The organism is Chryseobacterium nakagawai, assembly GCF_900637665.1.
GTDB lineage: Bacteria > Bacteroidota > Bacteroidia > Flavobacteriales > Weeksellaceae > Chryseobacterium > Chryseobacterium nakagawai.
This window is the reverse complement of record NZ_LR134386.1, coordinates 2,380,563-2,403,905: the sequence shown is the minus strand read 5'-3', so window position 1 is coordinate 2,403,905 and position 23,343 is coordinate 2,380,563. Positions and strand designations below refer to the sequence as shown.

22 protein-coding genes are annotated in these 23,343 nt (G+C 36.5%); 9 read left to right on the top strand and 13 right to left on the bottom strand.

Annotated elements, in window-relative coordinates:
- Window positions 1-147: 147 nt before the first annotated feature.
- From EL260_RS10940 to EL260_RS10930, 3 genes are read right to left on the bottom strand one after another with little or no spacing between them, the layout of a single operon-like run.
- Window positions 148-1,740: an efflux MFS transporter permease gene (locus EL260_RS10940; RefSeq protein WP_123860308.1), complete on the bottom strand. Its 1,593-nt coding sequence runs from the start codon at window positions 1,738-1,740 to the stop codon at window positions 148-150.
- The gene (locus EL260_RS10935) at window positions 1,740-2,798 is read right to left on the bottom strand and encodes an HlyD family secretion protein (RefSeq protein WP_123860307.1); all 1,059 of its coding nucleotides are present in this window, start codon (window positions 2,796-2,798) and stop codon (window positions 1,740-1,742) included. Before EL260_RS10935 ends, EL260_RS10940 begins: the two co-directional genes overlap by 1 nt.
- 4 nt (window positions 2,799-2,802) lie before the next feature.
- A complete protein-coding gene (locus EL260_RS10930; RefSeq protein ID WP_123860306.1) occupies window positions 2,803-4,125 on the bottom strand; it encodes a TolC family protein in 1,323 nt (440 codons plus the stop codon).
- A gap of 132 nt (window positions 4,126-4,257) precedes the next feature.
- On the opposite strand from EL260_RS10930, the gene EL260_RS10925 reads away from it, so the two are divergent.
- On the top strand, window positions 4,258-5,055 hold the full coding sequence (locus tag EL260_RS10925; RefSeq protein WP_123860697.1) for a helix-turn-helix domain-containing protein: 798 nt from the start codon (window positions 4,258-4,260) through the stop codon (window positions 5,053-5,055).
- A gap of 81 nt (window positions 5,056-5,136) precedes the next feature.
- On the opposite strand, the gene EL260_RS10920 is transcribed toward EL260_RS10925, so the two are convergent.
- Both EL260_RS10920 and EL260_RS10915 read right to left on the bottom strand, forming a co-directional pair.
- Window positions 5,137-5,742, bottom strand: coding sequence for a hypothetical protein (locus tag EL260_RS10920; protein ID WP_123860305.1), 606 nt, complete (start codon window positions 5,740-5,742; stop codon window positions 5,137-5,139).
- Window positions 5,723-6,094 carry a zinc metalloprotease gene (locus tag EL260_RS10915; RefSeq protein WP_123860304.1) on the bottom strand — a complete coding sequence of 124 codons (372 nt, stop codon included), beginning with the start codon at window positions 6,092-6,094 and terminating at the stop codon, window positions 5,723-5,725. The genes EL260_RS10920 and EL260_RS10915 overlap by 20 nt, the downstream gene beginning before the upstream one ends.
- A gap of 420 nt (window positions 6,095-6,514) precedes the next feature.
- Between EL260_RS10915 and EL260_RS10910 the strand changes: the two genes are divergently transcribed.
- The 7 genes from EL260_RS10910 (at window position 6,515) to EL260_RS10880 (ending at window position 12,124) form a co-directional block, all read left to right on the top strand.
- Window positions 6,515-6,946: an RrF2 family transcriptional regulator gene (locus EL260_RS10910; RefSeq protein ID WP_123860303.1), complete on the top strand. Its 432-nt coding sequence runs from the start codon at window positions 6,515-6,517 to the stop codon at window positions 6,944-6,946.
- Window positions 6,947-7,003: 57 nt separating this feature from the next.
- On the top strand, window positions 7,004-7,465 hold the full coding sequence (locus EL260_RS10905) for a hypothetical protein (protein WP_123860302.1): 462 nt from the start codon (window positions 7,004-7,006) through the stop codon (window positions 7,463-7,465).
- Entirely contained in the window at window positions 7,446-8,222 is a 777-nt protein-coding gene (locus tag EL260_RS10900) for a class I SAM-dependent methyltransferase (RefSeq protein WP_123860301.1), read from the top strand. The genes EL260_RS10905 and EL260_RS10900 overlap by 20 nt, the downstream gene beginning before the upstream one ends.
- 18 nt (window positions 8,223-8,240) lie before the next feature.
- The gene (locus EL260_RS10895) at window positions 8,241-8,663 is read left to right on the top strand and encodes a c-type cytochrome (RefSeq protein WP_123860300.1); all 423 of its coding nucleotides are present in this window, start codon (window positions 8,241-8,243) and stop codon (window positions 8,661-8,663) included.
- Window positions 8,664-8,702: 39 nt separating this feature from the next.
- Window positions 8,703-9,428 carry an iron-sulfur cluster repair di-iron protein gene (gene ric, locus EL260_RS10890; protein WP_123860299.1) on the top strand — a complete coding sequence of 242 codons (726 nt, stop codon included), beginning with the start codon at window positions 8,703-8,705 and terminating at the stop codon, window positions 9,426-9,428.
- A 13-nt stretch (window positions 9,429-9,441) separates the two neighbouring features.
- A complete protein-coding gene (locus tag EL260_RS10885; protein WP_123860298.1) occupies window positions 9,442-11,685 on the top strand; it encodes a nitric-oxide reductase large subunit in 2,244 nt (747 codons plus the stop codon).
- 76 nt (window positions 11,686-11,761) lie between these two features.
- Window positions 11,762-12,124: a hemerythrin domain-containing protein gene (locus EL260_RS10880; protein WP_228445404.1), complete on the top strand. Its 363-nt coding sequence runs from the start codon at window positions 11,762-11,764 to the stop codon at window positions 12,122-12,124.
- Between the two features lie 289 nt (window positions 12,125-12,413).
- On the opposite strand, the gene EL260_RS10875 is transcribed toward EL260_RS10880, so the two are convergent.
- The 8 genes from EL260_RS10875 to EL260_RS10840 all read right to left on the bottom strand — a co-directional run bounded on the left by EL260_RS10875 (window position 12,414) and on the right by EL260_RS10840 (window position 20,553).
- Window positions 12,414-15,899, bottom strand: a complete 3,486-nt coding sequence (locus tag EL260_RS10875) for a glycosyltransferase family 117 protein (RefSeq protein ID WP_123860297.1) — start codon at window positions 15,897-15,899, stop codon at window positions 12,414-12,416.
- Window positions 15,900-16,005: 106 nt separating this feature from the next.
- The gene (locus EL260_RS10870) at window positions 16,006-16,794 is read right to left on the bottom strand and encodes an SDR family oxidoreductase (RefSeq protein ID WP_123860296.1); all 789 of its coding nucleotides are present in this window, start codon (window positions 16,792-16,794) and stop codon (window positions 16,006-16,008) included.
- A gap of 91 nt (window positions 16,795-16,885) precedes the next feature.
- Window positions 16,886-17,275 (bottom strand): RidA family protein, encoded by a 390-nt coding sequence (locus EL260_RS10865; protein WP_123860295.1) that lies wholly within the window; start codon window positions 17,273-17,275, stop codon window positions 16,886-16,888.
- Between the two features lie 98 nt (window positions 17,276-17,373).
- Window positions 17,374-17,937: a Crp/Fnr family transcriptional regulator gene (locus EL260_RS10860; protein WP_123860294.1), complete on the bottom strand. Its 564-nt coding sequence runs from the start codon at window positions 17,935-17,937 to the stop codon at window positions 17,374-17,376.
- 193 nt (window positions 17,938-18,130) lie between these two features.
- Window positions 18,131-18,793: a hypothetical protein gene (locus EL260_RS10855; protein WP_228445402.1), complete on the bottom strand. Its 663-nt coding sequence runs from the start codon at window positions 18,791-18,793 to the stop codon at window positions 18,131-18,133.
- Between the two features lie 130 nt (window positions 18,794-18,923).
- Window positions 18,924-19,409, bottom strand: coding sequence for an SMI1/KNR4 family protein (locus EL260_RS10850; RefSeq protein WP_123860293.1), 486 nt, complete (start codon window positions 19,407-19,409; stop codon window positions 18,924-18,926).
- Between the two features lie 12 nt (window positions 19,410-19,421).
- Window positions 19,422-19,955, bottom strand: coding sequence for a hypothetical protein (locus EL260_RS10845; protein WP_123860292.1), 534 nt, complete (start codon window positions 19,953-19,955; stop codon window positions 19,422-19,424).
- Window positions 19,956-19,989: 34 nt separating this feature from the next.
- Window positions 19,990-20,553 (bottom strand): TlpA family protein disulfide reductase, encoded by a 564-nt coding sequence (locus EL260_RS10840; protein WP_228445400.1) that lies wholly within the window; start codon window positions 20,551-20,553, stop codon window positions 19,990-19,992.
- 456 nt (window positions 20,554-21,009) lie between these two features.
- On the opposite strand from EL260_RS10840, the gene EL260_RS10835 reads away from it, so the two are divergent.
- Window positions 21,010-23,343 (top strand): TonB-dependent receptor, encoded by a 2,334-nt coding sequence (locus tag EL260_RS10835; protein WP_123860290.1) that lies wholly within the window; start codon window positions 21,010-21,012, stop codon window positions 23,341-23,343.

Genomic DNA, 23,343 nt, shown 5'->3' with positions numbered 1-23,343 from the left:
TACATGGCTGCAATGACAAATAACAGACAGTTTCGGCCATTTTATGTTTTTACCTTCCTGAACAAAACAAAAGAGACTGCCTTAAAAGACAGTCTCAGCACTCTCACTATAAAATTAGCTAATAAGCTATACTTTTAAACTAAATATTTATGCAGGAGATAACCTGCGGGATTTCAAATAAAGTGCGGTGCGGTTCAGATAGGGAAAAAGAATAATCAGCAGTAAAACACCTGCTAATAGCCAGACCATCATTTCGTAATAATCCATAGCAAAACGTACATGATTCTGAACATTTAATCTTCCTACCAATAATTTATTGGAAGCTTTTACCGCATGGTCCTCAAGCATACCTTTCGCAGTAAGTTTAGAGGTTTGCTTATGAAGGAAGTCTTTTACAAAAGGGTCAACCGCCGTTACATGATCTTGAAAAGCATTGTAGTGACGACTTTTTTCGAAAAGCTCAAAAAAATTGATCAATGCGATACTGGCACAGAAGCCAAAATAACGGATCGCTAAAGCTGTTGCAGCAGCAGATGGACCAATAGAAGCAGGAACTGATGATATAATGAAAATAATCGTTGGAACCATAATTAATCCCACGCCTAATCCTTGAAGAAATAATGGTATATAATAATTGAATTCATCAGCCTGTACATCAAAGGAATAATACATCAATGCATGAAACAGCAGCAACATCAAAAAACCCGGTCCCCAGATATATTGTATTCTTTTTTTCTGTAAAACCATACAACAGGCAATGATGACTCCAACGATTAATCCAGAAAGATTAAAAACATTGATATAAGAGATATAAAACGGATCCAAATGCAGTTCTGATGCAAAAAAGCTGTTTGTAATTCCTGATGCGAAACGGCAAATGTACATCACAAAGAGAATCAACAGTCCTACTTTAAAATTTCTGTATTTGAAAATCCGGAGGTCTATATAAGGTCTTTTAATCGAACGCTGACGGAAAATCGATATTCCTACCAATACAATGATGCCTATTATACTTCCTAAAATCCGGCTATCTTCCAGCCAATAATATTCCTGTCCGAAAATGGTTATATATCCTACCAACACCAAAATAATACTGAAAACCACAAAGCTCTGCCAATCCAGTTTATACAAATGGAATCTCACATTAGGTCTGTAATTCGTCATGGCCAATGTTAGAAAAATAAGACCTGGTAGATATGAAAAGATGGCAGTTTTATAAACGATATTAAAATTATAAGAGTCTATAAGGTCTGTTGTAATCAGATTATTAAAGGGTAAAGCACAGATCAGAATTCCAAAAAATACGGAAAAACTGATTTCCCGCCCTCTTTCACTGCTCAATCGGGTAAAAATGAGAGTTAATGAAAGATTGACATTCCCCGCAAACAACATTCCCTGGATAAAACGTGTAGGAAAAAGAACGTAAACTTCGCGGGTAAAGTAACATATAAGACAAGCTATAATCTGTAAAGTGGTAAATAAAAGAAAATACTCTTTCGCCGCCAGAAAACTAAAAAATCTTCTTTCCAGACAGTAAAACCCAACATATCCGGCATAGAATAATGCCACTGAAAACTGAATATCAGCAGGTTCGCTTCCGTAATATCCTGCTGCGGCATTAATATTGGTCAACGGCAGGAAGAAGATGATAATTCCCGGTAAAGTCATGGAGAAAAGAATAATTTTCACCAGCCATTCCGGCACCCATCTTTTAAAAAAAGGCATTTGTCTTTTAGCCATTAGGAATGCTTTTTATGGGCATATACGTTTACATTCATTCCCATCTTGAGAATATCTATATCTCTTCTTTTCCCATCTACTTTGATCCTAACAGGAATACGCTGTACAATTTTCACATAGTTCCCCGTGGAGTTATCAGGCGGCAATAATGAAAAACTGGAGCCTGTAGCCGGTGATAATGAAATAATAGTTCCTTGAAATTCTTTGTCAGGATAAGAGTCTGCAACAATTTTCACCTGATCTCCAATTTTCATATCCTTGATTTGGGTTTCCTTGTAATTCGCAACCACCCATTTATCGGTTTCATTATTAACAATGAATGCCAGCGTTTCTCCCGCATCAATCATCTGCCCTACTTCAACGGTTCGTCTTCCCATTCTTCCATCATAAGAAGCAACTACTGCGGTATAACTTACGTCTAATTTATGACGGTCTAATAAAGCTTCCAGTCTTGCAATTTCAGCCTGTACCACTGTTTTTTCAGTCTGAATATCATTAATTTTAGATACAGAAGCCGCATAATTATCCTTAGACGATTGATAATCACTTTCATTCACATCCAGGGTTGCTTTCACATCTTCAAGTCTCTGTTTTGTGGCCGATTCTTCATCGTAAAGCTTTTTATAACGGTTGTAATCAAGCTGTTGTTTCCAGACTTTTGCCTTACTGGCATCTACCTGTGCCTGTGCAGCTGCAGCTTCTTTCTTTGTAGTCCCCGTATTACTCTGTAAAACTTTTAGCTGTGCACGGGCTTTCTGAAGGGCTGCCTGAGTTTGTTTTTGCTGAAGAACATACTCACGGTTATCAATCAATAAAAGAGTATCTCCTTTTTTAACTTCCTGATTTTCCTCAAATTTTACAGCCACGATGAAACCGCCAGCTCTTGAAATAACCGGATTCACATATTCCTGAATCTGAGCGTCATTGGTCTGCTCATATCTGTAATAATTTTTTAGGGTAAAACCGCCCCAAACAGCAAGTGCGGCAACGATTAAAACTGAAATCCATCCTGTGATCTTTGTGATCAACCTATCGGTAGGGGTATATTTTTTTTTCATTGTATTATAAAATGCCTGTAATATTTTGTAGTAAATAATAATTATTCTGTGCCATGATTTTTGCCGCTTCCAATTCAAATTTTGTCTGAAGAAGCTGGATATCCGCATCTAAAAGTTCTGTAATAAGGGAAGTCTGATTGAAGTAAGTATTTTTAATAATACGTGCATTCTCCTTAGCCTGCGCAACATTGGTTTCAGCAACCTTGATCTGTTCAAGCGCTTCCTGATATCTCAAATAAGCTTCTTTTACCTGTTGTCTTACCTTGTCTTCAGTATCTTTATGAACTTCCTCTTCTTTTTCAAATTCAAGCTTAGCCGCCTTTACTTTATTAGTATTGTGATACAGTGATGAGATCGAAAATGAAGCCTTTACCCCAACAATTCCCAATGAATACCAATATGGATTGTATGGGTAAAGGAAGATCTGCGGATTGGCGTAATAAAACTCACCATACATCCCGACTTTAGGCCTTACATTGGCTTTAACCTGTTTCAGTCTGAGCTTGCTTAATTCAGTCTGCTGTTCAGAAACATGATAATCGAATGAATGAGCCAGCGCCAATTTCAGATAATCTGCATAGGTAGTATTGGCATCCCATTGATTAGAAGGACTTTCCGGGATAACGACCTCCTCATCAGGAACTCCTAAAATAATATTCAGTTTCTGCATGGCAATCAGAATATCATTTTCAATAGTCACCAAGGTCATTTTACGTTTCGAAAGTTCAAGTTCTATTCTTAAAACATCACTTTTTAGAACTACTCCGTTTTTATATAAAGACTTAATTTCTTTAAGCTGTACCTCCTGATCTTTTATATCCTGTTTGATAAGATCCCTGAAGATTAATGTTTTCTGAAGTTCAAGATAAAGGGTTGCTGTTTTGTAATGGATATCGGAAATCGCCTGTTCTTTCTTAATTTCTTTGACTTTCTGCAAAGTTTGGTTTTCCTTGATTTTAAGATTGAGCTTATTTCCGTTGTAAATATTCAGATAAAAATCGGCTCCGACTCTGTAAAGGGTGTGGATCACCTCGTGTTGGGTAGGTTTAGAAAAAATTCCGTTTTCATAGATAGGGATGTTGGAAGCTTTTTCAGCAGATCCTTTGACTTGTATTTCCGGGAGCCGTTCTCGTTTGGCATCTTTTACTTCTGTTTCGGCAATGTCTACACTGATGGTGTTGATTTTAATATGACGGCTGTTTTCTTCAGCTATTTGCCATGCGTCTTTTAGGGAGATTCGGATGGTATCATTTCGTGGACTGCCTGTCTGAGCTGATAAAGTGTAGGAAGCTCCCAACATCAGCAATCCGGTGACATAAATTTTCATTTGAATTTTTCGAATTATTGCACTGCAAATTTATTGGCAATCCTGAAATTATTTTTATCTAAAATAGTCAACTTTTACATGATTCCGGCCAAATGATTATATTTGCATTTTCATCAGTATTTTAGTTTTGATATGGGATTAATTGCAGCACTTCCGGACATCGACAAACATGAGAAAAGTGTATTCGTCATGCATGAAAAATCAGAGAAACTGATTCCGTTTCATAAACATACAAAAGGGCAATTAAGCTATGTAGAAGGCGGTATTGCTTATATCACCATCAATAACAGGACATATGTGGTACCTGCAAGACATTTCTTTTGGATTCCACAGGGTATGGAACATATTCTGGAAATTGGGCATACTGCCACTGTTCTGCGTTCTCTTTATTTTTATGCTCATGATGATGTTTCAGATGCTTTTTATAGCAGACTGGGAATATATCCCGCTTCGGAACTTTTGATCCAGATGATTAAATATACGGAGATGTGGGATGAAAAACATGTCACTGATAAAGATGAAAATTTTGAGTTCTTGGTCGCATTGAAAAAGATCCTGCCTAAAACCCATAAACAGCCTCTACCTATAATTCTTCCAGCGACCCACAATAAACAAATGATGAAAATAGTCTCTTATCTTGAATGGAATATGGGAGAAAAATTGACTCTTGCTAATGTAAGCGCCCGATTTGGATTGAGTGAGCGTTCTATGTCCCGATTGTTTAAAGCAGATATGGATATTTCTTTTCTTCAATACCTGAAAACATTAAGGATCATTAAGGCTATCGAGTTGCTTCTCAATACAGATAAACCTATTAACGAAATTGCTGATGATGTTGGTTATAGCTCAATTAGTGCATTTAGTGATACCTTTCATGAGTTTACACAATCCAGGCCTTCGGATCTTAGGAAAAGCAGTAAGACTTTTTAATCTTTTGAATATTAGGATAGAACCACCATATCAAAAATTCAAAAAATTTTTGATATCCTTCCATATGAATTTCCACCTTTTTTAGTTTTTAACGAACTCTGTTCTGCTGTGAATTAATTCTCCATTTTTATAGATAAAATAATCAATTCTGCTTCCTGACTTCTGCCACCATTCCCCATGAGGTAGACCATTCTCATATATTTCTATTTTAATGGGATTAATAGTTTGTTTATAATTTTTATCTCCTGACAACGATTTTATAGCGTCCATGTTTTCTGTAGAATAGAAATCTTCATTCCTATAATATTTCCAAACTCCATCTTTCATTCCATTTTTAAATACTGCAACTATGCTATATGGACTATACTCGCTCCATGATTCATTAATATTTACGATCTTATAAGTTCCATTTATGGGCGTCTGGTTACTCCTTAGCAGTAATTTATCATTACAATTAGGTTTAATATAAATTGGACCTTCAAAATTGAATGATTTTTTATCCTTTACTGCTTTAATTACAGTCACTCCATCAGAAAATGATTCATTATAACGCATACAATTTCCCCAATATATTTCAGAGGAACTCAATTGAGGGATTGAATCTACTTTAACATTAATGTTTGAGTTTGCTTTACACGAAACAAATAATGCTAATAAAAGAATATAATTAAGAAATCTCTGTACCATTAGTTGCGTTTATTTTAATTAAATCTCCTCTTTGAGAAGATGTTCTTACATCTCCAAGCATAATATCCCACTGATATTTATACAAATATATTCCAAAATCTACAGGAATAGTTACAATACTAGAATCTTTTGGGTAATCCATTACATTAAGAGTTTCACTTTTAATAAAATGATGTCTATTACTATTTTCAGTAAAGTCTACAAATGGATGATGCAAAACTAATGAATGTCCTACCTCATGAGCAGGAACTTCTTTTGCATTTTCTTCCAGTAATGACCTTGCTAAAATTAAATATTTACTATCATAAGAAACTTGATCTACTCTTCCTTTAAAATTATTGTAAATTTCCATTCATGAACTATCTAAACCATTATATTCAACTATAGTAAAAGGAATTAAAAAAATCAAAATTCTTCTTTCATCTTGCCCGTTTGATCTAATATATTCTCTTATTAAACCATTGATAAGCTCATCAGAATTCACTCTTAAAGTAAAATCATTATATTCACTATATTGAAGTAGTGATCTCTTAATTAAATCTACCCCATTTGTTATTGAAGAAGGTGGAGAATTGAAATATGTAGCACTTCGTCAGTAATACATATGAAAATTATGTGCTTCAGAAATTTATGAAGTAAAAAATCTTTTGTGTCTTTTGCTGTTAAGGAAAACCTCAATTTATGATCTTTATCAAACCCATTTAAAATAAAAGACTATTTTATCTTTTATTAAAAATAAATTTATACCTTTGTCCTATAAAATTCAGCTAAAATGTTTTCAAAAACCTGCGAATATGCCTTAAGAGCACTAATTTACATTGCCCAGCAATCTAAAAATGACAGCAGGGTCGGTATTAAGGATATTGCCAAAAGCATCAATTCCCCCGAACATTTTATTGCAAAAATTCTACAGGATCTGAGCAGAAAAGGATTTGTACAATCTGCAAAAGGCCCAAACGGAGGATTTTATATGGATTCTAGAAATCTGAATACCAGCATTGCAGATATTGTAAGGGAAATAGATGGTGATAAATTATTTTCAGGCTGTGGGCTTGGGCTTAAGCAATGCTCAGAAACTCATCCCTGTCCGCTTCATGAACAATTCAAAAGCATCAGACAGGACCTTCGCATTATGCTTGAAACCTCTAAAATACAGATGTTTGTAGATAACCTTGATTTAGAATTGACTTATCTTAAAACGTAAAAAAAATTTTAAAATAATAAAAGATAAAAAGATCTTAATATATTTAAATTAAAAAAAATGAAGATTCATCTCAAAAACCCTTTCGTACTGATGTTATTCAGCCTTATGGCAGGAATGTTTATAACGGTCAGTTTTCTAGAAACTCCATTGAAGTTTCAGGTACAGGGAATGACCTTAACAACAGCTTTAGGGTTGGGAAAAATTATGTTTGGAATCTCTACTAACATACAATGGATATTTCTGATCTTAATTCTGATACTTATGATAGTTAGCTATAAGAACTACACCAAAACCGACTTTATGATTCTCATAGCCTTAGTCACTATACTTGCTGCAGAACATCTTTGGATGTTACCGGTTCTGAATTCAAGAGTTGATTTACTTTCATCCGGCAAGCCTTTACCACCTACTCCACTGCATGATTATTTTATTTATGCTGAAGCAGGAAAAGCTGCCCTTCTGATGCTTACCATTATATTACAATTTAAAATTCAGTCTCATGAAAACAGATCTTATTGAAAAAATGTCCGCCCATTGGCTATTAGCTAAAATTGGCAAAAAAGTACTTCGTCCAGGGGGTATTGCTCTTACTCATAAAATGTTATCAATGTTAAATATAACAATCAATGATGATGTAGTGGAATTTGCTCCCGGCCTTGGGCTGACAGCAGAAATAACCTTAAAAAAAAGACCAAAATCTTACACAGGGATTGATGCAGACGAAAATGCCATAAGTTATTTGAACAGTAAGTTTGAACAAAGTCCTGCAGTATTCCGATTGGGTAACGCAGCACTAAGCGCTCTACCTGAACAGTTTGCAGATAAAGTATACGGGGAAGCCATGCTGAGCATGCATGCGGATCACAGAAAATCTGAAATTATTCAGGAAGCTTCCAGGATTTTAGTACCCCAGGGATTTTATGCGATTCATGAACTTGCCTTAGCTCCTGACAACCTCGATGAAAATGTAAAATTACAGATACAGAAAGAACTTGCCTTACCCCTAAAAGTAAATACAAGACCATTAACTGTCTCGGAATGGACCTGTTTACTAGAAAAGGAAGGTTTTCATGTGATAAAAATAGAAACTGCTCCCATGCATCTTTTAAAGCCTCAAAGAATCATCAGTGATGAAGGATTTTCCGGATTCCTGAAAATTGCCGGGAATATCATAACGCAGCCTAAAATCCGATCCCGGATCAAACAGATCAGGAAGGCTTTTAAAAAATATGATGACTACCTCTTTGCCGTAGCTATTCTTGCTCAGAAAAAATAATTTTAAATGATATGCATTATGAAAATACAACTTTTTAATACCGGAATCATTCTAACCTTAGCCTCTATTCTCTTATCCTGCTCAAAGCCTGAAACCACACCGATTCCACAAGCAGATCCATATTCTACAAAGCAATCATCCCAACCTGTAGAGCCAGCCCCGGCTCCACCCATTGCAAGTACAGTTTCTGTAGAGGAAGGCCTGAAACTAATTGAAGGAATGGATTGTCTTACCTGCCATAAAACAGATTCAAAATTAATAGGTCCATCCTATCAGGAAGTCGCTGCAAAATATACTGAAGCAGATATTGATAGGCTGGCTCAGAAAATCATTGAAGGCGGAAAAGGAAATTGGGGTGATATTCCAATGGCTCCTCATAATGGTTTGAGTAAAGACAATGCAAAACTTATGGTGAAGTATATTCTTTCATTAAAGAAGTAAAAAAATTTAAAATAATAAAAGACAAAAAAGTATTATATTATGAATACAAAAACAGATTTTATAGGAAATATGGTAGCTGAAGACTTCAGAACTGCTGCTATTTTTAAAAGACACGGAATCGATTTCTGCTGTAAAGGCGGAAGAACAATAGAAGAAGCATGTAGCAATAAAAAACTTGATCCGGAAAAAATTTATGAAGAGCTGGAAGCTCTCCCAAAAAATGAAGGCACTTCTATCGACTTCAATAGCTGGCCACTGGATCTTCTGGCAGATTATATCGAGAAAACACACCATCGGTATGTGGAGGAAAAAACTCCCGTTTTACAGGCTTTTCTTGATAAATTATGCAAAGTTCACGGAGGCAGACATCCGGAATTATTTGAGATCAACGCCATATTTAATGAATCTGCTCACGATCTGGCAGCTCACATGAAAAAAGAAGAACTGATCCTGTTTCCTTTTGTAAGAAATATGATAAAATCCAAAACATCCGGAAACAACCTGGTACAACCGCCATTCGGAACAGTAGAAAATCCGGTGCATATGATGCAGCATGAACATACAGTAGAAGGAGACCGTTTCAGAAAAATAGCAGAGATTACACATGAATACACTCCTCCTGCTGATGCGTGCAATACGTACAAAGTGGCTTTTGCTATGCTCCAGGATTTTGAAAATGACCTTCACAAACATATTCATCTTGAAAATAATATTCTTTTCCCGAAAGCTATCCAATTGGAAAAAGAATTTAGTATTGAACCTTAAAAACTGATATCAAATGACACCTAAAAAACTTTGGAGATGGCTTGCTGTAGTAATGGTTGCTTCGTTTGCTGTCCTTATATTTTACGGAACTGAAATTTACAGGAAAATCCCTCCTATTCCTAATCAGGTCGTAAGTACCGATGATACCGTGCTTGCTACCGGACAGGACATTAAAGACGGTCAGAATGTTTGGCAGTCTATTGGAGGTCAAACCGTGGGAAGTATATGGGGACATGGTGCCTATATTGCCCCTGACTGGACTGCTGATTACCTCCACAGAGAATCTCTTCTTCTGCTTGATGAGTTGGCTAAAAAAGATAATAAAATCTATAAAGAATTATCTGATGACGAACAGGCAAAATATCAGGTATTGCTGAAAAAGGAACTTCGCACCAATACTTTTGATGAAGGAAAAAATGCAATCATATTCTCCCCGGAAAGAGCAAAAGTACAGAAGCAGCTTTCTCAATATTACTCAAAATTATTCATGAATGATCCTTCCATGGCGCAGCTTCGTGATCAGTATGCAATTCCCAAAAATACAGTCAAAGATAGTGGAAGAATGTCTCAAATGAGTGCTTTTTTCGCCTGGAGTACATGGGTATGCATTACAGAGCGTCCCGGGGATACTGTTACCTATACCAATAACTGGCCGCACGATGAGTCTGTAGGCAATGTTCCACCACCTTCTTTACACTTATGGTCAGGATTCAGTGTATTATTACTACTGGCTTCCGTGGGGTTGTTGGTATTCTATCATGCCAGAAATAAAGAAGAAGAAATCAGTGAGGCTCTTCCTCTTGAAGACCCATTACGAAATATGAAACCCACTCCCTCTATGAAAGCTACGCTGAAATATATCTGGGTAGTCGCATTACTGATACTGGTGCAGATGCTTGCCGGAGTCATTACCGCTCATTATGGAGTTGAAGGAAGCGGATTCTATGGAATTCCTCTGGATGAGTTTCTTCCCCAGTCGGTTTCCAGAAGCTGGCATGTACAATTAGCCATATTCTGGATTGCTACCTCCTGGTTGGCTACTGGACTTTACATAGCTCCAGCGGTATCCGGACATGAACCGAAATATCAAAAATTAGGGGTCAATGTCTTGTTTGGAGCATTATTAATTGTTGTATTAGGATCTTTAACCGGGCAATGGCTTGGGGTCATGCAAAAATTGGGACTGGTAGATAACTTCCTATGGGGCCATCAGGGATATGAATATGTAGAACTGGGAAGAATCTGGCAGATTTTATTGCTTATCGGATTGATCCTTTGGTTGGTTTTAATGGTAAGAGCCCTCCTTCCTGCCTTAAAACGTAAAGATGGTGATCGTCATTTATTGCTTTTATTTACGCTTTCTTCTGTTGCTATTGCTATGTTTTATGGTGCCGGACTTATGTATGGAAGACAAACCCACATGGCGATTGCAGAATATTGGAGATGGTGGGTAGTTCACCTTTGGGTAGAAGGGTTCTTTGAAGTTTTTGCCACAGTAGTTGCTGCTTTCCTGTTTACCAGATTAGGTTTATTACGATTAAAATCGGCAACTAATGCAGTGTTATTTTCCACTATTATTTTCCTGGCAGGAGGTATTCTGGGAACATTCCATCACTTGTATTTCAGTGCAACGCCTACCGCTGTACTTGCATTAGGAGCTACTTTCAGTGCGTTGGAAATTGTACCTCTTGTATTGATTGGGTATGAAGCTTATCAGAACTACCAGCTGAGTAAATCTACCCAATGGATCAAAGCTTACAAATGGCCCATCTACTGTTTTATTGCCATGTGTTTCTGGAATTTTCTGGGAGCCGGAATCTTTGGATTCGCCATCAACCCTCCTATTGCCTTATATTATATTCAGGGATTAAACACTACTGCTGTGCACGGTCATGCCGCTCTATTTGGAGTATATGGAATTTTAGGAATCGGATTGATGATGTTTGTACTCCGGGGGCTTTATCCTGATCGTGAATGGAATGACAAATTAATAGGCTGGGCTTTCTGGTTAACCAATATCGGATTGCTGGTGATGGTTACCATTAGTCTTCTTCCTATAGGAATTATGCAATCTGTAGCTTCTATTAAAGAAGGATATTGGTATGCGCGTTCCGCAGAGTTTATGCAAACAGATATTATGCATTTCTTACGATGGATGAGAGTTCCGGGCGATATTTTATTAGCTGCCGGAGAGCTGTTACTTGTTATTTTCATCATCGGGTTAAAATTTGGATGGTCATTGAAAGAAAAACGTTAACCCATCTTCATTAAACCTTATGGACCTGAAAATCTATAGGGTTTAATAATTTTATTTCTTCTCAAATTAAAAAGTCATGAAACGCAATGAAAATATAGTACTCCTTTCAAGAGATCATCATTCCGGACTGCTTTGCAGCTGGAAGATCAGGCAAGGAATAAAGAAAGAAATTGAATCTGAGCGAATTAAAAAGTACATTTTTTATTTTTTTGAACATCATCTGGAAGATCATTTCAGAGAGGAAGAAGAAATTCTTTGTCCTTCTTTTGAGGATGAATATACAGAGCGTATCCGATCAGAACACCAACAGATAAAGATATTGATTTCTCAAATTAAAGATTCAGGAGCGCCTTATTTATTTTCTGATTTTGCAGACCTTCTTGAGCAGCATATCCGCTTTGAAGAACGGAATTGGTTTCCTCATTTAGAAAAAAGCTAGAGAGTTCCGACCTGAATAAGATTGGAAAAGATCTGGATCATATTCATGTTGAGAAAAAAGAAATGTACAATGATGAATTCTGGAAATAGTTTCTATACATATCAAAACAAAAATACTGTTTCAACATTCTAAGAAACAGTACTTTTGAAACAGTATTTTTTAATAAAACCCATTAAGGAGATAAGTTTTCAGAATGTACAAGGTAAAATCAAAGATTTTAAAAACGAAACTATAAAAACAAAATCCTTTATTCTGAAAGCCTTACCTCATCTTAATGGTTATATTTTTACTATTGTGTTGCTTTAATGATTGCTGCAGTAATCTGTTCCTCTTTCTTTTTTGCATAAGTAGAATCAAAAGGCTCCATGACATTGAATAAATACTGATAAAAAGGAGTGATCTGCTGAACATTTTCAGATTCTTTCATCGCTCTTTCTTTATCCATCTGTTGCAAATTTTTCACAAAAGCATTAAACTTTTTATCCACCGGTTCCACCGATTTCAACAGATAGCTTTGAGCTTTTCCATTTTGCCCTAATGTTCTGTAGGCTTCTGTTACTCCGGAAACAACAAAAGCATATTCCATAGGTTTGGATCTCATTTGTCTTCTGGCGACAGCCCTAAACTTAGGAGAAAGGTTCAGATAATAATCATATTCACTAAAAATTTCTTTTTTCAGATTTTCTGCCAATTGAACTCCTTTCTGTTCCTGCCCTGCCACGATATAAGCTGTAACAAGAGCGCTTAATGAACGCGGATCGTTGTATTTCTCCGCAGGTATTTCTTTGGCTGCCAGATCCAGTAATTCCAATGCTTTTTCTTTCTGTCCATTTGCTGCTAAAGCTAAAACAGCTCTGCTTACAGACGTTCTGTAATTTATAATATTGGAAGTAGCCGTTTCATCATAATAAACATTCAGGTCCTTAAAGTTACCCCATTTATAATTTTTCACCACTTGATAAAGAGAATCAGCATCCACTCTGCCTTTATCCCCATCCGGGCTTTGAGGAGTATGGATAGGAATCAGCCTGTAACTAAATCCATCGAACTGCAGGTAATCATCAAGGTAAAAAATATTTTCGCTATCATATATTCCTCCTGAAGAGAAGTTGATCGGACGCTTCCAATCAAAATTAGCCAGAATATCCAGCATAATAAGATGGCTTTTATAAAGAGTATTGGCTTCATATTTAATCATAATCTGATCTACTGTATTTGGGAGATCAGCCTGATTAATAATTCCAGACTTCACTGCATTTTCCTTATTGACAGGAAGAATGAATTGATGTACTGGAATGATATTGTATTTTTCATATTCTTTTTCCCCGAAATACATTTTCAGTAACTCATCTTTTGCCGGAGATTTATATTTCAGAAATTTAATCGCATCTTTTAAGGTCATTGAATCCTGAGTCAGAAATTTTCTGAATTCCTGAAATTCAGTTTCAGGAGCTCCCTGATCTTTTAACATAGCAAACAATCCTTCCCAGTCTTCTTTTTTCATCAGATAAACCTGATCGTTGACGCCGTCTCTGTAATCCTCATGGGTTAATTCACCAGGAACTCCCATGGCATTATAAGTTTTTCTTTTTACCTGATCGATATTCCACGGAGTGGCAAGCATAGTGAAATTCACGGTTTTCACATCATCCCTTACCCTTTCTGTTTCCTGAATTCCCCAAACCGGATATGTATCATTATCAGCATAGGTAAAAATAATCCCGTTTTTAGGCAATGACACCAGGAAAGAATAGGCCGAATCATAAGCCGCTGACTTCTGGCTCCGATCATGTGGAACATAATTTTGGAACCCCATCATAAAAGGAATTCCTAACAAAACTATCCCGAATACCATATTTACTGCATTAGATTTTACTTTGGACTGAATAAACCATAGAACAGATCCGGCTCCCAACCCAATCCAGATGGCAAAGGCATAGAATGACCCTACCATTGCATAATCTCTTTCTCTGGGTTCAAATGGTTTAACGCCTGTATAGAAAACAATTCCGATACTGGTGACAATAAACAGGGAAAGAAGAGCGTAGAATCTTCCAAAATCTCTGTTTAACTGAAAGAAAAAACCAATCAATCCCAAGATCAGCGGCAGGAAAAAGAATTTTACAGTGCTATCATTTTTAAATTTTGCCGGAATATTATCCTGGTTTCCCAATAAAGCATTGTCAATAAAAGAAAAACCTGAAATCCAGTTTCCATGAGTATTTTCCAGGTGACCCTGAAAATCATTCTGTCTTCCTACGAAGTTCCACATCAGATATCTTACAAAATAATATCCGTTCTGAAAAGAAAAGAAATAATTCATATTCTGGCCCAATGAAGGTCTTTGCACATTAATAAGATCATAGGGTTTTACCTTCATATAATCTTCAACCGTAATGGAATCATCTTCATATTTGGCTCTTAGTTCATCAAAAATCTGTTTAGCCTGCGGATTATCTGCCACATCCTCATTATCATAGTTGAATGTAAAATCAGGAGCTCCGTACATCGAAATGTAATTGGCCATCACCTCCTTGTCCTCACTAAACATTCTGGGCATAAAGCTTATATGAGATTTATTGTATGCATAATTAAACCTTTCCCCTGTTTTTCTATAAGTCTTAGTTTTTTCATCTTTTTCGTAGATATCTCCGGTTATTTTCCTTTTATAGCTTCCGTCTTCATTCTTTTCTAGCCCTTTTTTATCAAGAGCTGCTGTGTAATTTTGTCCGTAAACGGTAGGCCAATCACCATACTGCTCCCTGTTGTAATAATCCTTCATCCCGATAGCTGTATCAGGATCATTAAGATTCATAGGCGGATTGGCATTTGCCCTGATGGGAATTACTAGCCAGCATGAAAACCCTATTACCATATACACTACAGATAAAACGATAGTCTGATAGATATTTTTTTTTGTCTTTCTCGCATACGTAATCATCAGATAACAAAGTACTGCCATCAAAATAAAAGCGACGATCGTCCCGGAATGAAAAGGAAGCCCTAACCCATTGACAAAGAAGATTTCCAGCTGTCCGAACATCGTCATAATCAGCGGAAAAATAATTTTAAAGACAAATGCTAACACTCCAAGCGTTATCAGATTGGCCAAAATAAAACTCTTCCAGGTAAACGTATAAGTTCTGGCATAATACACCAGACATATTGCAGGAATGGCCAGCATACACATCATATGAACTCCCACTGAAAGCCCTATAATAAAGAAAATAAGAACAATCCATCTTTCATTATCTGTTGCTTTATATTCGTTTTCCCATTTGGTAATCAGCCATACTAAAATTGCGATAAATAAAGAAGCCATTGAATAGACTTCTCCTTCTACCGCTGAAAACCAAAACGTATCTGAAAACATAAAACATAAAGCACCTATAGTTCCGGCAAACAGAATGGAAATTTCCTGATGCTTCGTAATATCTTCAAAATCCTTATGTAAAAGTCTTCTTAAAAAATGGGTAATAGTCCAAAACAAAAATAAAATCGTCAATGCACTGAAAAGCGCTGACATCGCATTAATCACAATAGAATAATTGCTGCTGTTCCCCAATGCAAAAATACTCGCCACAGCTCCCACAATTTGGAATAAGGCTGCTCCAGGAGCATGTGTTACTTCAAGTTTAGCCGCTGAAGAGATATATTCCCCGCAATCCCAAAAGCTCAGAAAATGCTCCATGGTGGAGAAATAAGTAATTAATGCAATAGCAAAAAGGAACCATCCCAGTACGGTGTTCCATTTTTTAAAAGACCAGTTTTTCATATTAATATTTTCCAATATTAATATGACAACTGACGGAAAAGGAATATTACATCAACCTGTGACTTTTTCCATAAAATGATGAATCAGGATGAAAACTTAAAATAGTTTAATATGTATTATTCAATCCCCCATCCAAAGGAATATTAGCTCCGGTAAGGTAAGATGCATATTCTGAAGCCAGAAAAGCCACCAGATGACCATATTCTTCCGGTTTTCCGAATCGTTTCATTGGGATTTTACTTTCCCTGGTCTTTTTAATTTCTTCTACAGATGAATTCATTTTTTGAGCATCATGACTGATTAAATTCTGAATGCGTGCTGTATCAAAATATCCTGTTAAGATATTGTTCACTGTAATATGATGCTGGGCAACTTCGATGGATAAGGTTTTGGCCCAAGCCATCACTGCAGAGCGGATAGAATTGGAAAGCGCCAGATTTCCGATGGGTTCTTTTACAGAGAGTGAAGAAACATTGATAATACGGCCGTTTTTCTGCTCAATCATATGAGGTAAAGCCAATAAAGTTGTTTCACAAACCGTTTTAAACAGAAGGTCAAAAGCTTTCTGATAATCTTCAACATTTTTTTCAAGGGCAAGCCCCGGTTCCGGACCATTGGTATTATTCACCAAAATATCTATGGAATGGGTTTTAAAATATCCTGCGATGATTTGTTTATAGCTTTCAAAATCAGAAAAATCAGCAACCAGGTATTCATGTTTCTGATCCGGATGAACAGTGGGTAATGAAGCCATGAAATCTTTAAGTTTTGCTTCATTTCTAGCCATTATGGTCACATTAGCTCCACATTTTGCCAGTTCAATAGCAATTCCTGCCCCTATTCCCTGCGTAGCCCCTCCTACCAGAGCATTTTTTGAAAAAAGTTGAATATTCATACACTCTATCTGATTACAAATTATCTTATATAAAGGTAAGAAAAAACCTCCAAAATACATTGGAGGCTACATTTTTAACCTGCTGTGAAAATTACTTTACAACCGTGGCTTCTAATTCTACTTTTAAGGTTTCAAATAAGCCATTCACCTCAAGCATAGTGACCGCCTGCTCAATATCGTGTTTTGCAATCCAGTCCTGAAGAATAGGAAAATGAGGCCATAACTCCTGAGTTGAGGTGGTATAGATATTTAATCTTACAACTCCTTTACATTCATATCCTGCAGTTGTAATCACTTCTTCAAGATTGGCAATTGCCTGCTCAAGTTGGCTTTTCATATCCTCATTACTCGAGGTACCATCCGGATCAATGGCTGCCTGTCCTGAACAGTATAAAGTTGCTTCTATGTTTTTTACTTCCACAGCTTGCGAATAACTGCGTGTTTCCTGCCATTTCCATGGGTTTACCATTCTTTTTTCCATTGTTGAATTTTGTTATACATTACTCTACAAAATTGCAGAATAGGGATCTCAAAACTCTGTGATCGAAATCACGATTATCCAGTGACCGAAATCACCACTTATAAAGATAAACGGCTGAGTGTTTCGCGGGAAACGCCCAGATAAGCAGCAAGCAATGATTTGGGAACACGCTGTACAAGAGACGGATATTTTTCCAGAAGGTGTTCATATCGGTCCTTTATTCCGGTTGTCATGGTAGAAATAATACGCTGTTGTGCTGAAATAAATCCCATATAGGCTTTTTCCAGAAAGAAATGCTCCATTTTAGGATGGATACTACAGATCTTCCTATAATTTTCAAGGCTAAGGCACAATACTTCCGTATTTTCCACACACTCCAATGACATGGTGGCTTTCTGACTGAGATAATAGGCAGGGAAATCAGTTTCCCACCAATCTTCCATGGCAAACCCTACGATATGCTCCTTTCCGGCTTCATCCGTATAGACTAATTTCAAAAGTCCTTTCAACACAAAATAATTATAGGAAACCCACTCTCCTTCTTGTATTAAAAACTGATGCTTCTTGTATTTTTTATAGATAAAACAGGAAGATATATATTCAAACTCTTCTTCACTGAGAGGAAGTATTTTTTCGATATGGGTTCTTAAACGATCCTGCATATTCTGTTTCTTAGGGTATAAAAGTACTATTTTTTCATGAAGGAAATTATAGTCGATATTTATACAGTAGCAATAACAATCTAACTAAAAAGAAAACCCGCAGATCAAAACTACGGGCTTTTTTAATATCAATAACTCGCTTATGACTTCGGAGATTTTATATAATTAAACCTTGTATTTTCCTCCACCTCGTTTATGTATTACGTTCCACACAGATATAAGAAGATTCCTTTTTGTCATAAAATACTTCTACAAACGGCTCATCCTGTAATCCGATCTGAAAAAGAAACTCCAGATCTTCGTTCCACTGCATAGGAACATCATCTTCAGGCCAGATCATTGCCCAACCGCCCTTGTAGGCAAAAATATCATCATTGGAGTAGATAGGATGTGAATCTATCCAGATATCAGTATAGTCATCCGGAGCAAAAGCCGCTAAGCTTGTCAGCTCATTTTTATCGCCATCATTTTCAAGAATCCATTGTTGGATTTCTTCATCTCCGTAATGCATCAATGTTTCAAATGGCGGGTAAATCTCTGTTTCTCTTTCTGTTAAAGCTATATAGGAGCTTAAGTCAACTGCTTCTATATGAACTGGTACAAAGCTGAACTCATCCTGTTCTTCCATCAGTCCCATCCATTGATCTGAGTACTTTACAATAAAACGAAGTGGTTCATTTTCATTAGTATAAGCTGTTTTTTCATCCGCATCATTCGCTGAAGTAAACAATTTGGCTTTACGGATCATAGGCTGCGCCTTCTCCTTCAGTTGGTCTATATTCATAAGTAGTGAAATGGTGTTCGATAATTTTCTTTCTATCCAAAAATAAGTCTTTTTATCGGTCTTTACAATCATTACTTAGATTTAAGATAGAAGTTACTAACAGCTATTTGAATGATTTATAAAATAGACTCATATAAAAGCAATAAAGATAGAAAAACACCTCTACGAACGCTTCAAGAACTTCCAGCTTCCGTTCAAACTCCTAAACAATAAAAGGGTAATTCTCTCCCAATTGGGGATGAATGGCATTCAGCGTATCATAAAAGTTTTGTCTGACAGGTTCTGAAACTTCATCATACTCATCTAAGTAAAAATCCAATTGTTGAACAATGAATGCCATCTGCAACCATTCTTCAAAACTGATATTCATGGGTTCTAATTTTTCGTCATCATCATGATTATAAAAGAAAACAGCTCCGCTTCTATCCAGGAACCAGCGATCTCCTTGCCCATTCCCAGCAAAACACCAAGAATCCGGCAAGACAAATTCTTTATTTTCATTGACCGCCTCAATAGCACTGTATACAATCGCTTCTGATGCTATCTCTGTTGTTTTTATAACAGTAACCATGTTTTTATAACATTTGGGAAAAGGAAAATCAATGGTTTTGGGGAAATTCTGTACGTTTCCTTTTTCCTTTAAAATCTCAGTTTCTATTTCTTCAATGGATCGTATTTTAAATAGCATTATCATTAAGCTTTATTGTGGCGTTTGCTGTTGACACTCAATTTTCAAATTATGTTGTTTCACCAGCTCTACAAAAGCTTGTGTAAAAAATTTAACTCCTTTATTTTCATCCTGAACAGCATATTTTACATCTAATAACGGAATATCTTCAAATGTGAAACCCATTCCTTCAAAATCTTTAATAATAAGCGCTGTTTTCAGAAACAATGCAGCATAAACAGGAACTTGCAAGCCTTTCAGCATGCAGGGTATAAATTCAATTTCATCCTGAAGATCTTTCCTTAAAGCTGACACGGCTTTCTCTGAAAATAAATCACCTATACCGCCAGTATAGCAGGTATATATGTCATATTCCTTTAAAAAATCATCCAGATTCAGGTTATACTGTTCTGTAAATTCTTCTTTAATGGGAATCCTATTATTTCTGATTGGGATTTCCCGGCATTCTGGGATTTGAAATTTATCAAAAATATTTCCCTGTTTATCAATTACTGAGAAGTAATAATCTTCCTGTGGGTGAAATGAAAGCAAGGTATACAAATTCATATCTCTAATTACTCAAAGTGTTTATTGTCCTTTTTTATTTCAGTAAAGAATCAATTTGCTGGTAAAAAGAATCCTTGCTGTAATCTGCCACTCCGGTGTGATGAAGGCGGATTTCTCCTTTTTTATCCAGTACAACAGTAGTTGGCAACGAACCGTTATAAATTTCTCCCGGAATACTGCCTGCAGGAGTTATAAAAGGAACTGTAAATCCTTTTTCTTTTAAATAAGCTTTTCCCAAATCGGGGTTATCGTCAAGATTTATCGTGAGGAATATGATATTCGGATGGGTTTTGTATCGGTTATACAACTTTTCAATTGATGGAAACTCAGCCCGGCAGGGAGGACACCATGAGGCCCAGAAATTAATAAAGACCACTTTATTTTTCAGATCAGAGGGATCAATAATGGTCCCATCTTCATTTTTTAGCATCAAACCTGTATAAGCTACAGTATTTCCCGGTTTCTCCACGGATTCAGAAATACTGGAATTGAGTATTCCTGTGGATGCGACCTGTCTCATCAGCCATGCCTTCGCATCCGGATTAACCAATATGATAATGAACAAAACCGTTAATAGTAGAGTGGAAAGATTGCTCATGACCCACTTTTTAAGATTATCCATACTCTTCATCGTTCTTTCCAGGCAAGATAAGTTTAATATTTGGATTAAGGAAGAGTAAAAATCTTTTACTATAACACCTCATTTGAATCTAAAACAATTAAAATATTAAACAATTTTATTCATTTCTTCATTAAAAAATCAAATAAATGAATAAAAAACCATCATTTTATTCACTTGCATTATTCATTATCATAATTAGTTTTTCATTCAGTAAAAACACAACAACTTAACATCTTATCAATTTCCACTATCAAATTCTTACAATCTTTAGTATTAAAATCTCCAAAAACACCCATTAACAACACAAAAACCACAATTTTTTCACCAAAATGGGGATTTTGCCTGTAACTAATTCCTGATTCTTTCAACTAATCAACTGGAAACAATAACTCCGTTCAATATAGAAGAGATCTACTACTTTAAAAAAAACTAATGCAAACATCTTTTTTCAAGATTACCGCAGCCACTGCTGCGCTCTGTTTCAGCACTCTGGTGATGGCCCAACAGCAATCCCGCTCTATAAGCGGAACAGTGAAAGATAAAAAAAACGGCGAATTGCTGATTGGTGTAACGGTAAAAGTAAGCGATGATCCTTCGATTAACGTTGTAGCCAATGAATATGGATTTTACTCGCTATCAGTGCCGGAAGGGAGCCATACCATCATTATTTCTTATCCCGGTTACAAGGATTTTGAGCAGCAAATCAACGTTGACCAGAATATGAAACTGGATATTCTTCTTAACCAGGAAGAGCAGAAATCTAACACGATAGATGAAGTAATTGTTTCCGGGATTAAAAAGGATAAAAACCTTACCAGTGCCCAAATGGGAACTGAAACTTTAAATATCAAAAGCATAGAGAAACTTCCTGTCTTATTTGGTGAGAAGGACGTTATGAAAACCATACAGCTTCTGCCGGGGATTAAAAGTAACGGTGAAGGAAGCAGCGGCTTCAGTGTAAGAGGTGGGGCAACAGACCAAAACCTGATCCTCTTAGATGAAGCTCCGGTGTATAATGCGTCGCATTTACTTGGGTTTTTCAGTACATTCAATAGTGATGCCTTGAAGGATGCCAGTATTATCAAAGGAAACAGCCCTGCTCAGTATGGAGGACGCCTTTCTTCAGTAATGGACGTGAAAATGAAGGATGGAAATAACAAAAATTATAATGTAAATGGTGGAATCGGACTGATTAGCAGCAGGCTGAGTGTGGAAGGGCCGATTCAGAAAGAAAAATCTTCTTTTATTGTATCCGGAAGAAGAACGTATGCCGATTTATTCCTTAAATCTTCTAAAGATTATAAAGACAATAAATTATATTTTTATGATCTTAACCTGAAAGCCAATTATCAGATCAATGAAAATAACCGTATTTATATTTCGGGATATTTCGGAAGAGATGTATTAGGATTGGGAGATACGTTCAATACCGATTGGGGGAATACTACTGCAACATTACGATGGAACAGTATTATCAACAGTAAGCTTTTCTCCAATACATCTATTATCTACAGTAATTATGATTACAAGATTGGCCTGAAAAACAACGAGAGCGAATTTAATTTAAATTCAAAGATTCAGGACTGGAACCTTAAACAGGACTTTACCTGGTTTGCAGGAAATAAACATTCTGTACGGTTTGGTCTGCAGTCTATTTACCATACTTTGACACCAAGCAGTGCCTCCGGAACAATTGTGAATTCTTATTCAAGAAACCCAAGATATTCATGGGAAAATGCCCTGTATATCAATGATGATTTCAAAGCAACAGAAAAGCTTACCATTAATTACGGAATGCGACTTTCCTTCTTTAGTGTATTGGGTGGCGACACTTTCAATACTTACGAAAACGGAGAACTTATGGGAAGTCAATATTTAGAAAAAGGGAAATTCGGAAAAACATATACCAACCTTGAGCCGCGTATTACAGCTAATTACCGCATTAATGAAGTAAGCAGCGTGAAAGGAGGATACTCCAGAAACACCCAGAACCTTCACCTTTTGAGCAACAGCAGCAGTGGAAACCCTACCGATCAATGGATTGGAAGCAGCTATTCGGTGAAGCCTGAAATTGCAGATCAGATTAGTGCAGGCTACAGCAGAAACTTCAATAACAACAATTATGAATTGAATGCTGAAGTTTATTATAAATCCATGCAAAACCAGATCGATTTCAAAAACGGAGCCCAGATTGGCTTCAGTACTGCAGCAGATGTAGAAGGTGAATTATTATTTGGAAAAGGAAGAGCATATGGTCTTGAACTTATTGCCAAAAAGAAAAGTGGAAAACTGACTGGTTGGATCTCTTATACCCTATCTAAAACTGAAAGAAAGATCGACGGAATTAATGACAATCAATGGTACAATGCCAGAATGGATAAAACCCATGATATTTCTATCGTTGCCACTTATCAGCTTAACCCAAAATGGACCCTTTCCGGACTGTTTCTTTACAGTACAGGAAATGCAGTAACCTTCCCTGTTGGAAAATATGAACTGAACGGGCAGACGGTATTCCAGTATAACAGCAGAAATGCTGACAGAATGCCTGCTTATCACAGAATGGATCTTAGTGCCACCTACGAACCGGAATCGAATAAGCGTTTCCGCGGATCATGGACATTCGGAATTTATAACTTGTACGGCCGTGAAAATGCCTACACCATTACTTTCGAAGACAATCCAAACAATCCGGGAACAACCCGCGCTATGCAGACTTCCCTATTCCGTTGGGTCCCTAACATCACTTACAATTTCAAATTTTAA